This window comes from Herminiimonas sp. (genome assembly GCF_030645555.1).
Lineage (GTDB): Bacteria > Pseudomonadota > Gammaproteobacteria > Burkholderiales > Burkholderiaceae_D > Oxalicibacterium.
On record NZ_JAUSME010000213.1, the window covers coordinates 1 to 12,845 of the forward strand.

Genomic DNA, 12,845 nt, shown 5'->3' on the forward strand with positions numbered 1-12,845 from the left:
GGTCGTAGACAAAAACACTGAAATCCTGATCCTGGGCAGCTTCCCCGGCATCGCATCGCTGGCTGCGCAACAATACTACGCGCACCCGCGCAATCAATTCTGGCGCCTGGTGTCAGCCTTGATTGCCGAGGATCTGGTCGCCCTGCCTTACCCCGACAGATTAAAAAAATTGCAGGCGCATCACATCGGCCTGTGGGATGTCATCGCTGCCTGCGCGCGTGCCGGCAGCCTGGATAGCGCGATCCGCGACGCGCAGCACAATGACTTCCAGCAACTCAAGCAGCTGTGTCCCAGGCTCAGGCGCATAGGCTTCAATGGCAAGACTTCCGGCAAGCAGGAGCCGCTGTTTGCCGCAGCCGGTTTTGCCACCTTGCTGCTGCCTTCCTCGTCGCCCGCTTATGCGCTGATGACATTTGAGCAGAAGCTGGCCGTCTGGCGCGGTATCATGCTGTAAGTTAAAAATTCACAATGCACATACATGCTGATCAAACGTAAATCCATAGAAGCCGATGCCAATCTGAAAAGCGGCCCCGGCAAGAAATCCCATCCGGCAGAAAAACCCAAGGCGGCGCGCAAGGTGAAGTTCGCTCCCGTCACCCTGTCTGAACAGTTCGGCATACGCTATCTGCATTTCGGCACGGAGTGGGTACAGGGTGCGATGCGCATCAGCAAGCCCGACTGGATAGAGCTCGAATATGCGCAACAGATGATGGCGTGGATGCTGTTCAACGAGCAGCCGCAGCACATAGTCCAGCTCGGTCTGGGCACAGGTGCCTTGACCAAGTTCTGCTATCGGCGTTTTCCCGATGCACGCGTCACGGCCATAGACCTGAATCCTTCCGTGATCACGATCTGCGAAACGATGTTCAAGCTGCCGGCCAACGACGAGCGCCTGAACGTGATCGAAATGGATGCGCTGGACTACGTCAACGACCCGGCACATCATGGCAGCATCGATGCCTTGCAGGTTGACGTCTATGACGCCACTGCGCGCGGCCCGGTGCTGGATACGCCCGAGTTTTACCAGGCATGCGCCGCCTGCCTGACGCCGGACGGCATCATGACGGTGAACCTGTTTGGCGATCATCCCAGCTATGCGAAGAACCTGAGCGCGATGCACTTTGCCTTCGATACCGTGATCTCGCTGCCGGAAGTCCATGAAGGCAATGTGATCGCGATCGCCTTCAATACCAGGCCGACGCTCGACATCGCAGCCTTGTACGAACGTGCCGCACAGATCACCGCCGCCACCAAGTTGCCGGCCAAGTCCTGGGTCAACGGCATCAAGGCATGGCAGGCGCAGCAATAAAGCAACAACCCTGTGTTACCGTATTCAGCATTGCATCCTTACTGTTCCATCTAATGGGTCATGGTCATGTCTACAGCTTCCGCCGCAACGATTGCCACGAACAAGTCTGCGTCCAAAAAACTGGACCTGCAGCTGATTTTTACCTGGCTGCTGGCCGATGGCATCGTTGCCAAGGATGACGTCAAGGTCTTCTATAACCAGGCCCAGGCGATCTACAAGAACGCGCCTATCGCGATCCATCCGCTGGTGGCTGTCGCGCAATGCAAACTGCTGTCTGCCAGCGAGCCGCGCCGGCCGGTCACACTGGACTGGCTCAGCGAATGGCTGGCCGGCAAGGTCAAGCTACCCTTCTACCGCATCGATCCGCTGAAAATAGATTTCACCCGCGTGGCCGATGTGATGTCGGCTTCATATGCCAGCCGCTTCAATATCCTGCCGGTCGAGCTGACACCGAGCGAACTGGTGATCGCCACCTGCGAACCTTCGGCCACCGAGTGGGAAGCGGAGATTGCCAAGATCACGCGCCGCAACGTCAGGCTGGTGATCGCCAATCCACTGGAGATCGCTCAATACACGACGCAGTTCTTTGCGCTGGCCAAATCGATCAAGGGCGCGAAGAAACTCAACGGCCAGGATCTGGCACTGCGCAACAACTTCGAGCAACTGGTCGAACTGGGCAACAGCAGCAAGCAGGTCGATGCCAACGACCAGCACATCATCAATATCGTCGACTGGCTATGGCAATACGCGTTCGAGCAGCGCGCATCCGATATCCATCTGGAACCCAAGCGCGATCTGTGTGCGATCCGCTTCCGCATCGATGGCGTGCTGCATCAGGTGTATCAGGTGCCGCCTATCGTGATGATCGCAATGACTGCGCGCATCAAGTTATTGGGCCGCATGGACGTCATCGAAAAACGCCGGCCGCAGGATGGCCGCATCAAGACGCGCACCAACAGCGGCCAGGAAGTTGAATTACGCCTGTCGACGATGCCGACTGCCTTTGGCGAAAAACTGGTGATGCGGATTTTCGATCCGGACGTGGTCGTCAAGTCGCTGCCTGAACTCGGCTTTCCGCCCGATGATGCGGCGCGCTGGGACAGCCTGACCGCGCGTCCGCACGGGATCATCCTGGTGACGGGACCGACCGGCTCCGGCAAAACAACCACGCTGTACACCACGCTCAAGGCGTTGGCGACCAGTGAAGTCAATGTCTGCACGGTGGAAGATCCGATAGAAATGGTGGAAGGATCATTCAATCAAATGCAGGTGCAGCACGGCATCGATCTATCCTTCGCCGATGGCGTGCGCTCGCTGATGCGGCAGGATCCGGACATCATCATGATAGGTGAGATCCGCGATCTGGAAACCGCTGAAATGGCGATCCAGGCGGCGCTGACCGGCCATCTGGTTCTCTCCACGCTGCATACCAACGATGCGCCCTCCGCCGTCATGCGCCTGCTGGAACTGGGCGTGCCTTACTACCTGCTGGAGTCGACGCTGATCGGCATCATGGCGCAACGCCTGACGCGCACGCTATGTACGCATTGCAAATCGCCGGATGGCGAAATGCTGGACGATGTCTGGCTCAGCCTGACGGAAGGCTGGAACCTGCCGAAACCGGCCGCCATCTATCGTCCGGTCGGCTGTCCAGAATGCCGCCAGACCGGCTATCGCGGCCGCACCGGCTTGTATGAATTGCTGACCATCACGCAAACGTTTTCCAAGATGATCAAGGCCGAAACCGACATCCATCAGTTGCGCCAGCAAAGCGTGGCCGATGGCATGAAGCCGCTGCGCCTGGCGGGCGCCCTGAAAATAATAGAAGGCGTGACGACCGCCGATGAAGTATTGAAAGTGACGGCCGCACTAACTTGATGCCGGACGCAGTAAATAGCATCCGCTTGCATCATCCAACATCCAGAACATCGCCATGCATACAATCATCAAGGCAGGACTCGCACTGTTGTTCACCATCCATGCAGTCATCAGCATGGCGCAGGAACAAGTCGTCGATCTCCCGACCAGAGCGGGTGTGTTCCAGCGCATGCTGGTCCTGACGCCGCCGGAACCCAGGGGCGCCGTCATCCTGATCGCCGGCGGGCACGGCGGCTTGCAGATTTCTGCTGACGGCGCGATCAAATGGGGCAAGGAAAATTTTGTCGTGCGCAGCCGGCAGTTATTCGCCGAGCGCGGCTTGCTGGTCGTCGTGGTCGATGCGCCATCCGACCGGCAAAGCCCGCCTTTCCTTGCCGGCAATCGGCAAAAACCGGAACATGTTGCCGACATCAAGGCTGTCATTGCATGGATAAGGACAAAGACAAAAACACCGGTCTGGCTGGTCGGCACCAGCCGCGGCACGCAATCAGCGGCCTTCATCGCGACCGAACTGCAGGCGCCGGATGGGCCGGACGGACTGGTACTGACATCCACCATCCTGATCGACCATGAAGGCCGCTCGGTTCCCGCCATGCCGCTGGAAAAACTGCGCATCCCTGTACTGGTCGTTCATCACACCCAGGATGGCTGCAAACACTGTCCATACAGCGACACTGCGGCACTGATGGACAAACTGACGGGCACGACCAGCAAGCAACTCCTGTCGATCCGCGGCGGCGAAAATACCGGCGATCCCTGCAATGCGCTTTCCTATCACGGCTACAATGGCCTGGACCGGGAGGTCATCGACCAGATCGCCAGCTGGATGCTCGCCAGTCGATGATATTCCCGGGCGGGGAGCAGCGGATTAAAATATGTTTAGCGCTGCCCTATAGACATTGCTATAGTGAACACGACACCAAAGTCGCGCAATTTAATTAACTGCAATACATACGTACACGGAGAACATCATGAGCAAAAGCCAGGACAGTAAAAAGGCAGTGAAGAAAGAACCAGCCAAAACGATGAAGGAAAAGAAGGAAGCGAAGAAGCTGAAAAAAGAAGAATCGAAACGCCAGTAATCTTCTTCCCGGCAGGCAGCACCCTCGTCAGCACGCTAACAGCGTGCTGATTTCATTTGCGGCATCCCTCTTGTGCGCACACCACCATGATGTCGCTGATGTAAAAAGATCAGTAAATTCAATGAATTAATGCATTTGTTGGGTGGCGAGTGCCCGACTTATCTGCCATCCATCAAGAAAGCTGTCTTACTTGGGAAGATGTTTGGATTTAAATTTTTTCCACAGCTTTTTTACTTTCTGCTCATCTTCCGCAGCACGTGCTGCCAGGTAACCACGGATAAAGTTCGACACACTGCTCAATTCCGACTGATCTTTTTGTATTTCCATCAACAAGCCATCTCCAACAGTTATATCATTTAACAAACCGAGCTTGTCCTGCAGGTCAGACAGTGCGGCTATATATTCTTTAGTTTCTTTTGAAGCATAAAGCGACTGAAAAAATTCAGTGTCATAGTGCATTTTTTTGGCTGCAATGCGAACCCGGTGACGTGCATGTGAGTCTGCTTCTTGAAATTGACGACCACGTTTTTTCAAACGCTGCTGGTCATGTTTAAGAGTATCTTTCGAGAAGAGCTTCAGACGTTTCTCAATATCTTTTCCCTTCAACCTGGGATGCGCTTCTCGCCAGTCACTGCTCTTTAACCATCGACTGAATGACAATGCAAAATGAGTGTAACGAACCGAGTCAATCGCTTCGGCTGCAACTCTATGCAGTTCTGCTGCTTTGCTCAACGCAGCCCGTCTTAGGCCCTCAACGTCGACTTCAGCGTCATCAATCTTGACTAGTTCAAGCGTCTTTGTAGCCAGCACATCCCAGTCACGCGCTTCACTTATTGCCTGGGAAAGCCAGTCTAATTCTTGTCGTAAATCGTTGGGTGCTGCAATTACTTCCTGGAATAAATCCAGGGCCGAACGCAATCTGCGAAGTCCTACCCGCATTTGATGCAGGCTATCGATGTTGTCCGCTTTTACTACGCCTGCTTCATTCGCCTGTATCTGTTGCAAACAGTTTTCGATAATCGCCTCAAAGGCTTGATTAATCGTCATTTTTTTTGAAAGAACCAAGCTTTCTGCCTTTACTGCAGCGGACTGCTGTTGCATGTTTAATGCGTATCCGCGTTCAGCTTTGCTTTGGTTTCCGATGCGCAAGGGCACCTTTTTCAATAGCTCCAATGCGAAGTCAAAAATATGCAATGGACTGCCGGATTTCAATTCCAGCTCTATTTCGCTAATTACTTCGCTTCGAGCGCTGTTGTTGACATTGCCCTGGTCCAGCACGCATTCAATTTCGTCACCTGTAGGCAGGCGTAGTTGCCAAATCGTCCGCTGTATCGTTGTGGTAAAAATCGGGCAGAGTTGGTCTGCATTTTTGAGAGACGCGATGAGTTCATCCCATGCGCCATGGGCCTTGATCATTTTTCTTAATGCATATAGATCCGGCTCCGGACTATGCAGAATAGATTCCCATTCATGGCGTTGATGTAAGCCGCTAGCTACGCTCCCACCGGCTTTTAGCGTTTGAGTCCACACATTCTCGGCTTGCCTTATACGCAAACCTGCGCCACATCGCCTCAATGCATGACTAGGCGTATCAAAGTAGATTGCCATTTGCTCTTGTTCGACAGGGCTGGACTGAGCATATTTTTTGATCAGGGGGTGCTTTTTAAACAGCGGAATATGATGCGTATCAATGAGCAATTTCAGTTCGACTTCCATGTCATCCCGCTTTCATTCACTATTTATTGACAGTTAAATTAAATAATCGATCACTGCGATATAACTCTTAATCTACGAATGAATGTCACACAAATAGTTCAAATTCTAAAAATCAATGTTCCTTGTAGCTATTCGGCGTCAAATATTATGTCTGCCTATAGCTGATCATCCCCTCATACCTTTGAAAATTGCAACAGCAATATCATGGCGAGCGCACAAAAAAAAGGAACCCGATGGGTTCCTTTTTTAATTTGCTGGCCAACCGAGCTGATCGTCAGCGGCAAACAGACTGCGGATAAATCAGCGACGCGATGCAGGCACCGCGCCGCTGATTGCTTCCTTATGCCGTCACCGGCTCATGGTGATTTCTGCGCATGCGGATGTTGAACAGTTCAACCACCAGCGAGAACGCCATCGCACCGTAGATGTAGCCTTTAGGGATATGGACCTCCACGCTTTCGGCGATCAATACCGCACCGACGATCACCAGGAAACACAGGGCCAGCATCTTGATGCTCGGGAACAGGTTGACGAAGTCGCCAATTGCCTTGGCCGAGAACATCATCACGCCGACTGCGATCACGATAGCCGCCACCATGATTTCGACATCCTTGACCATGCCCACTGCGGTAATGACTGAATCCAGCGAGAAGACGATATCGATGACTGCGATTTGCGCCATGATCATCGCAAAGCTGGCCTTCTTCACCACTGCCGTCTTTTCTTCCTCTTCATGGCCAGACATCAGTTCCATGATTTCGGACGAAGCCTTGTACAACAGGAACAGGCCACCGAAGAACAGGATCAGGTCGCGACCGGAGAAGCCCTGGCCGAACAGCGTGAAGATCGGCTCTACCAGGCCCATCATCCAGGACAGGCTCAACAGCAGCGCGATACGGGTAAACATCGCCAGGCCCAGGCCGATGAGGCGTCCTCTTTGCTGCTGGCTTTTCGGCAAGCGATCAACCAGAACGGAAATGAAAATGATGTTGTCGACGCCAAGTACGATTTCCAGCATCGCAAGTGTTGCCAATGCTATCCATGCTTCTGGCGTGCTAAAAACTTGTAGGAATTCCATGATTATCTCGAATAGTTGGTTAATGACCGACACCAGGTGTCGCGCCAAAATACATTTGATTTGATTGCCGTCTCTTTGCCGTCAAATCGCATGCCTTGTTTATTAATTTGTTTTCCTGCCCGTGCCAGCCTGTCGACTCAAGCCCTCAGGTTGGCGCCGGGCTGGCAAGCCGTTTTTTGATGCCTGAAACTGATTTGCTCTATAAACCATCAGTACCAACAGTCCTACATCGCTTTCCCCTTTTGCCATCTCGTTAAGCGCTGCTTTGGGCAACGAACGAACTTTAACGGAATCCTAACATAGTGGAAAATCGAATTTAGCGTGATTTATATACGTAAAAACCGAACTGTTTTATTTTTAAATCTACAAAAACAGATGCTTAAGCGTATTTTTTTGACATGAATCCATCTAAAAAATGTAATTTTTCAGATAAAAATCATATAGTTACTGAATAAATGCAGAGAAATGATGGATGGAAACACAATGGAGAAAACAGGTATTTCCGTACAGCCATACATTCGGGTTCATCGTGAAAAATCGAAGTGATATTCCAGATTTATTTTAACAACTTCTTCACATTGGTTTTATTGCAATGCCGGGCCGGCGTATAGCTCCAGCGCATGCGCCACAGTCGGGTAGCGCAGCCGCACACCCAGCTCCGCCTTGATGCGCTGATTCTGCAAGCGTCTCGACTCCGACATGAAGGACAGCATGATGGGAGAGACTTCATGCTGCAGCTTTTCCCGCGTCAGGCGTGCCGGCCGCGGCAGGGAACAGGCGTCAGCAACCGCGTCGAAGTACGCGCCCATTTTCATGTCTGAGTCATCGACCGCATGATAGATACGGCAAGGCTGCGCATGGAACAGCGCCGCCACGATGATGCGCGCCAGGTCATCGGCATGGATATGGTTGCTGTAGACATCCTCGTCTGGCAACAGCGCCGGCAAGGCCTTTTTCAGTCGCTCTATCGGCAGGCGGTCATCGGCATAAATGCCGGGCACGCGCAGTATGCTCAAGCGTGATTGCGAGCGTCTGGCCCAGCCGCGCAAGACCTGTTCTGCATCGACGCGGCGGATCGCGCGCAGATTGTGCGGCTGCACGCTACGCGTCTCGTCTATCTGCGCGCCGCCGCAATCGCCATACACGCCGGAAGTGCTGACATAAACCAGCGTCGCATGCTCGGGTAAAATGGCGCTTAGATTGCGGGTGCGGCGATCGGTGGCGCCATCAAGTTGCGGCGGCGCCAGATGAATGATGTGCTGCGCCAGTCTTGTCAGGCGCGCCAGCGTGGCTGGCTCATCCAGATTGGCGAGCACCGGAGTCGCACCGGCAGCGCGCAATTCCTGCTGCCGGGCAGGCTGCGTAGTCACGGCAAAGATGCGGAAGCGCTCGCGCAACAGCGGCAGCAAACGCATGCCTACATCCCCGCAACCCAGTATCAGCAGGCGCGGCTTGCCGCAGCTGCCGGAGAATTTTTTGTTGGTAGTTTTAATTTTCATTAACAGGATTGTATGACGTTCCAGGTAACTGTTCAGCCGAGTGGCCGGCAATTTGAATGCGCAGAAGATGAAACCATCCTGAGCGCCGCAATACGCGCCGGTGTTGGCCTGCCTTACGGCTGCAAGAATGGCGCATGCGCCAGTTGCAAGGGCAAGGTCTTGTCCGGCGCCGTGACGCATGGCGCCCATCAGGAAAAAGCCTTGCCGGTCGCAGAAGAAGAAAAAGGATATGCCTTGTTTTGCTGCGCGCGGCCGCACAGCGACATCGTGATCGAGGCGCGCGAAGTGCTGGGCATAGGCGAATTCCCGATCAAGAAATTGCCGTCGCGCGTAGCCAGGCTGGAAAAGCTGGGCGACGACGTGATGGAGATTGCCCTGCAATTGCCGGCCAGCGAGCGCCTGCAATATCGCGCCGGACAGTACATAGAATTTCTGCTCAAGGATGGCAAGCGCCGCAGCTACAGCATCGCCAATGCGCCGCACACCGGCGAACACATCACGCTGCACGTGCGCCACATGCCAGGGGGCCTGTTCACCGATCATGTCTTCAACACGATGAAGGAACGAGACATCCTGCGCTTCGAAGGACCTGCGGGCAGCTTCTTCCTGCGCGAAGACTCGGACAAGCCTATGGTGCTACTGGCGTCCGGCACCGGTTTCGCGCCTATCAAGGCCATCGTCGAACAAGCCGTGCACAACAAGAGCACGCGTGCCATGCTGCTGTACTGGGGCGGACGCCGCCCCAAGGATTTGTACATGCACGCCTTGTGCGAAGAATGGGCGCGCACGCTGCCCAACTTCAGTTACGTGCCGGTCGTCTCCAACCCGACGCCGGAAGATGCCTGGAGCGGCCGTACCGGCTTTGTACATCAGGCCGTGATGGCCGACATGCCTGACCTGTCGCAGCATCAGGTGTATGCCTGCGGCGCACCGGCCATGGTCGATGCCGCCAGGACGGATTTCAGCGCAGTGTGCGGCTTGCCGGAAGCAGAGTTTTACGCCGATGCGTTTACCTCGGAAGCCGATCTGGCAGCAGGATGACAGTGCGTTGCGTCGTGCTCTGAACAAGCATGGCTGGCGGAAAAACGTTTTGACGCACTGCGCAAAACGGCATAATATTCTTTGCATGAATATGACCGCCACCCTCTTGCGACGCCGTAACCAGCTGCCCCAGCCTGGCCTGCCGTGCCTGTAAGCGCGTAGTTGCGCAATTGTTTATGGCGCACAAGCAGCCACAGGCAAATCCTGTGGCTTTTTTATTTTTGTACCCGACATTTTTTTAAAATATTTGCATTCAGGAGTAGTCGAAATGGAATTCAGCCAGTATCAAGTCAACGCCCTGCTCTCTATCACCAATCGCCCTGAGCTGGTCTTTACCGAAGGCGCAGGCATGTGGCTGACCGACCATACCGGCAAACGCTATCTCGATTACCTGCAAGGCTGGGCCGTCAACTGCCTCGGCCATTCGCCGCAATGCATACAGGACGCGCTCGCAGTACAGTCGAAAAAGCTGATCAATCCATCGCCGGCTTTTTACAATGAACCGTCGATAGAACTGGCATCCATCCTGACAAAGAATTCCTGTTTCGATCGCGTCTTCTTCGCCAATAGCGGCGCAGAAGCCAATGAAGGCGCATTCAAGCTGGCGCGCAAATGGGGCAAGCTCAACAAGAATACCGCCGGCGAAAACCGCTACGAAATCATCACCTTCGACCACAGCTTCCACGGCCGCACGATCGCTGCCATGTCGGCCAGCGGCAAGGCCGGCTGGGACACGATTTATGCGCCGCAAGTGTCCGGCTTCTTCAAGGCGACACTGAACGACCTGGCCAGCGTGGAAAAACTCATCTCCGACAAAACCGTCGCCGTGATGCTCGAACCTGTGCAGGGCGAAGGCGGCGTGATTCCAGCCTCGCGCGAATTCATGCAAGGCTTGCGCGAACTGACCAAACAACGCGGCTTGCTGCTGATCGTCGATGAAGTGCAAACCGGCATGGGCCGTTGCGGCGAATTGTTTGCCTACCAATTGTCGGGCGTCACGCCAGACATCATGACGCTGGGCAAAGGCATAGGCGGCGGCGTGCCGCTGGCAGCGATGCTGTGCCGCGAAGAAATCGCCTGCTTTGAACCCGGCGACCAAGGCGGCACTTACAACGGCAATCCATTGATGACTGCAGTCGGCATTGCAGTGGCCCAGGCCTTGCTGGCGCCCGGATTCATGCAATCGGTAAAAGACAAAGGCGCCTATTTAAGCGCTGCCTTGCTGAAGCTGACTGCACAGCACGGGCTGGCCGGCGAGCGCGGCGACGGTTTGCTGCGCGCCTTGAAGCTCGGTTCCGACATCGGCCCGCAAATCGTCGAAACGGCGCGCAATATGGCGCCGGTCGGCTTGCTGCTCAATTCGCCACGCCCTGACCTGCTGCGCTTCATGCCCGCATTGAATGTGACGTATGAAGAGATCGATCAAATGATCGCGATGCTGTCCGATGTGCTGACGCAGTTGAAAAGCTGAGCGGATTGATGATGCTGCGAGGCCTACAGATCGGAGTGGCAAGCTTGCGCGGGATATGTCTCGCGCTGCTGACCGCATCGATACTCGCGGCCTGCGGCACATCAACACCTGTGAAGCGGCAGGCCGCGCAAGCCATCCGGTATGAGCCGCAGCCTGTCAGCGAAAAGGGCAATGAAGTCGCGCTCTACGCGATGGGCATGATAGACACCGGCTACCAGTTCGGCGGCAAGAACCCGGAAGCCGGCCTCGATTGCAGCGGCATGGTGTCTTACATCTATCGCCAGGCCCTAGACCTCAAAGTATCCGGCAGCGCCGCCGACATCGCACGTCGCGGCAAAGAAATAGATCCGCGCACCCTGCGTCCCGGCGATCTGGTTTTCTTCAACACCCTGAACCGGCCGTTCTCGCACGTCGGCGTCTACATAGGCGACGGCCGCTTCATACACGCGCCATCAAGCAAAGGGAAAGTGCGCATAGAGCGCATGGACAACCGCTACTTTGCATCGCGTTTTGAAATGGCGCGGACTTACTTCGACTGATCTTGCATCAGACGCGCCTGTGAGCACATGCCAGGCCAAAGCAGCAATCGCGGACTGCCAGGGGCAGGCTCTGGTGAGTAGAAGTCAGACATGCAAGTCCTAACGCTTACGCCAAGCGGCACTGCACAGCAGTGTCCGTATTGAGCAAAAGTTAAATGTCATCGTTTATCAGGGCTGCGGGACAGCCAAATTCTGCTGTTTCAACCTCTGGAATTCGGAATGCTTGATCTCATACAGATTCTTCCCTTTCAGCTTGACAGCGCTCAGGTCAGGCTCATCTCCGATCACTGCATACTCGCCTTCTTCTATCCCGACTTCAAAACCAAGCGAAGTTTTGGCCTTGCATTTTTTGATAAAGAAATTTTTTGACATTTAATTTAGGGAATACAGTAGTTGAGCTACTTTGATTAGATCACAATCAGCCAGTAAAAGAACACTTTCCAATTGTGTATTATTGATAATTCATACTTCGCACCTAGGTGTGAGATAAGCAGAATCTACTTCCACTGATCTTTCATCAAGCGCGCCTGTGAGCAATCTCAAATCAAAAGCAGCAATCGATCACCGCATCTGCTTTGTCGGCGATTCATTCGTACAAGGCACCGGCGATCCGCTCTGTTTAGGCTGGGCTGGTCGTGTTACGCAAGATGCGATAGCTCGCGGCATCAATATTACCCACTACAACCTCGGCATCCGCCGCGACACCAGCCGCGATATTGCAGCGCGCTGGCAACAGGAATGTGCGGCAAGATTGCCGGCCGATTGCGAAGCACTCGTAGTGTTCTCATTTGGCGTCAACGACACATTTATTTTTGAAGGTGTGCAGCGCGTATCTGAAGAAGAAAGCCTTGCAAACTTCCAGAGCATCTTGCGCACCGCTTCATCAAGTTACAAAGTCTTGATGGTAGGCTCACCTCCGATGCCTGATAGCGCGCACAATCGCCGCGTTGAAAACCTCGACAAACAGTTTGCCGGACTGGCCGCAACACTGAATGTTCCGTACTTGTCTGTGTTTGAAGTTTTGCGCAAAGATGAACACTGGCTGAAGGAAGCGATAGCCAATGATTTCGCTCATCCGGGTAAGCATGGATATGAACGCTTGGCTGGATTGGTGCAGGACTGGTCTGAGTGGTGGTTCAAATAACATAGCAATAGCGCCTAGCCTTTATAGAAAATACGTATCGAACGTATGGATAGCCACTACTTCTATAAGCTGCGCGCTTTATTGCTTC

General features: G+C 54.1%; 12 protein-coding genes. 8 read left to right on the top strand and 4 right to left on the bottom strand.

What is annotated here, in order from left to right; translation table 11 throughout:
- The 4 genes from Q7T06_RS08320 to Q7T06_RS08335 all read left to right on the top strand — a co-directional run.
- The coding region (locus Q7T06_RS08320) for a DNA-deoxyinosine glycosylase (RefSeq protein ID WP_304783315.1) at positions 1-454 on the top strand (454 nt) is incomplete at its 5' end.
- Positions 455-478: 24 nt separating this feature from the next.
- The gene (locus Q7T06_RS08325; protein ID WP_304783318.1) at positions 479-1,309 is read left to right on the top strand and encodes a methyltransferase domain-containing protein; all 831 of its coding nucleotides are present in this window, start codon (positions 479-481) and stop codon (positions 1,307-1,309) included.
- A 66-nt stretch (positions 1,310-1,375) separates the two neighbouring features.
- On the top strand, positions 1,376-3,187 hold the full coding sequence (locus tag Q7T06_RS08330; protein ID WP_304783322.1) for a GspE/PulE family protein: 1,812 nt from the start codon (positions 1,376-1,378) through the stop codon (positions 3,185-3,187).
- A gap of 55 nt (positions 3,188-3,242) precedes the next feature.
- Positions 3,243-4,031, top strand: a complete 789-nt coding sequence (locus Q7T06_RS08335; protein WP_304783324.1) for an alpha/beta hydrolase — start codon at positions 3,243-3,245, stop codon at positions 4,029-4,031.
- 424 nt (positions 4,032-4,455) lie between these two features.
- Here Q7T06_RS08335 and Q7T06_RS08340 read toward each other — a convergent pair whose 3' ends face one another.
- The 3 genes from Q7T06_RS08340 to Q7T06_RS08350 all read right to left on the bottom strand — a co-directional run bounded on the left by Q7T06_RS08340 (position 4,456) and on the right by Q7T06_RS08350 (position 8,562).
- Positions 4,456-5,985 carry a CYTH and CHAD domain-containing protein gene (locus tag Q7T06_RS08340; protein WP_304783327.1) on the bottom strand — a complete coding sequence of 510 codons (1,530 nt, stop codon included), beginning with the start codon at positions 5,983-5,985 and terminating at the stop codon, positions 4,456-4,458.
- A gap of 340 nt (positions 5,986-6,325) precedes the next feature.
- Entirely contained in the window at positions 6,326-7,063 is a 738-nt protein-coding gene (locus Q7T06_RS08345; RefSeq protein WP_304783331.1) for a TerC family protein, read from the bottom strand.
- Positions 7,064-7,647: 584 nt separating this feature from the next.
- Positions 7,648-8,562, bottom strand: a complete 915-nt coding sequence (locus Q7T06_RS08350) for an SDR family oxidoreductase (RefSeq protein ID WP_304783334.1) — start codon at positions 8,560-8,562, stop codon at positions 7,648-7,650.
- 12 nt (positions 8,563-8,574) lie between these two features.
- On the opposite strand from Q7T06_RS08350, the gene Q7T06_RS08355 reads away from it, so the two are divergent.
- The 3 genes from Q7T06_RS08355 (at position 8,575) to Q7T06_RS08365 (ending at position 11,613) form a co-directional block, all read left to right on the top strand.
- Positions 8,575-9,603 (top strand): CDP-6-deoxy-delta-3,4-glucoseen reductase, encoded by a 1,029-nt coding sequence (locus Q7T06_RS08355; protein ID WP_304783337.1) that lies wholly within the window; start codon positions 8,575-8,577, stop codon positions 9,601-9,603.
- A 268-nt stretch (positions 9,604-9,871) separates the two neighbouring features.
- Positions 9,872-11,074, top strand: a complete 1,203-nt coding sequence (locus tag Q7T06_RS08360) for an acetylornithine transaminase (RefSeq protein ID WP_304783340.1) — start codon at positions 9,872-9,874, stop codon at positions 11,072-11,074.
- Positions 11,075-11,082: 8 nt separating this feature from the next.
- Positions 11,083-11,613: a C40 family peptidase gene (locus Q7T06_RS08365; RefSeq protein WP_304783343.1), complete on the top strand. Its 531-nt coding sequence runs from the start codon at positions 11,083-11,085 to the stop codon at positions 11,611-11,613.
- Between the two features lie 168 nt (positions 11,614-11,781).
- Here Q7T06_RS08365 and Q7T06_RS08370 read toward each other — a convergent pair whose 3' ends face one another.
- A complete protein-coding gene (locus Q7T06_RS08370; protein WP_304783346.1) occupies positions 11,782-11,985 on the bottom strand; it encodes a hypothetical protein in 204 nt (67 codons plus the stop codon).
- Positions 11,986-12,142: 157 nt separating this feature from the next.
- Here Q7T06_RS08370 and Q7T06_RS08375 point away from each other — a divergent pair, with 157 nt between their 5' ends.
- Positions 12,143-12,757: a GDSL-type esterase/lipase family protein gene (locus Q7T06_RS08375; RefSeq protein ID WP_304783350.1), complete on the top strand. Its 615-nt coding sequence runs from the start codon at positions 12,143-12,145 to the stop codon at positions 12,755-12,757.
- Positions 12,758-12,845 lie beyond the last annotated feature (88 nt).

Coding starts and splice junctions, on each gene's coding strand:
- Q7T06_RS08325 (WP_304783318.1), top strand. CDS start 479: ATGCTGATCAAACGTAAATCCATAGAAGCCGATGCCAATCTGAAAAGC.
- Q7T06_RS08330 (WP_304783322.1), top strand. CDS start 1,376: ATGTCTACAGCTTCCGCCGCAACGATTGCCACGAACAAGTCTGCGTCC.
- Q7T06_RS08335 (WP_304783324.1), top strand. CDS start 3,243: ATGCATACAATCATCAAGGCAGGACTCGCACTGTTGTTCACCATCCAT.
- Q7T06_RS08340 (WP_304783327.1), bottom strand. CDS start 5,985: ATGGAAGTCGAACTGAAATTGCTCATTGATACGCATCATATTCCGCTG.
- Q7T06_RS08345 (WP_304783331.1), bottom strand. CDS start 7,063: ATGGAATTCCTACAAGTTTTTAGCACGCCAGAAGCATGGATAGCATTG.
- Q7T06_RS08350 (WP_304783334.1), bottom strand. CDS start 8,562: ATGAAAATTAAAACTACCAACAAAAAATTCTCCGGCAGCTGCGGCAAG.
- Q7T06_RS08355 (WP_304783337.1), top strand. CDS start 8,575: ATGACGTTCCAGGTAACTGTTCAGCCGAGTGGCCGGCAATTTGAATGC.
- Q7T06_RS08360 (WP_304783340.1), top strand. CDS start 9,872: ATGGAATTCAGCCAGTATCAAGTCAACGCCCTGCTCTCTATCACCAAT.
- Q7T06_RS08365 (WP_304783343.1), top strand. CDS start 11,083: ATGATGCTGCGAGGCCTACAGATCGGAGTGGCAAGCTTGCGCGGGATA.
- Q7T06_RS08370 (WP_304783346.1), bottom strand. CDS start 11,985: ATGTCAAAAAATTTCTTTATCAAAAAATGCAAGGCCAAAACTTCGCTT.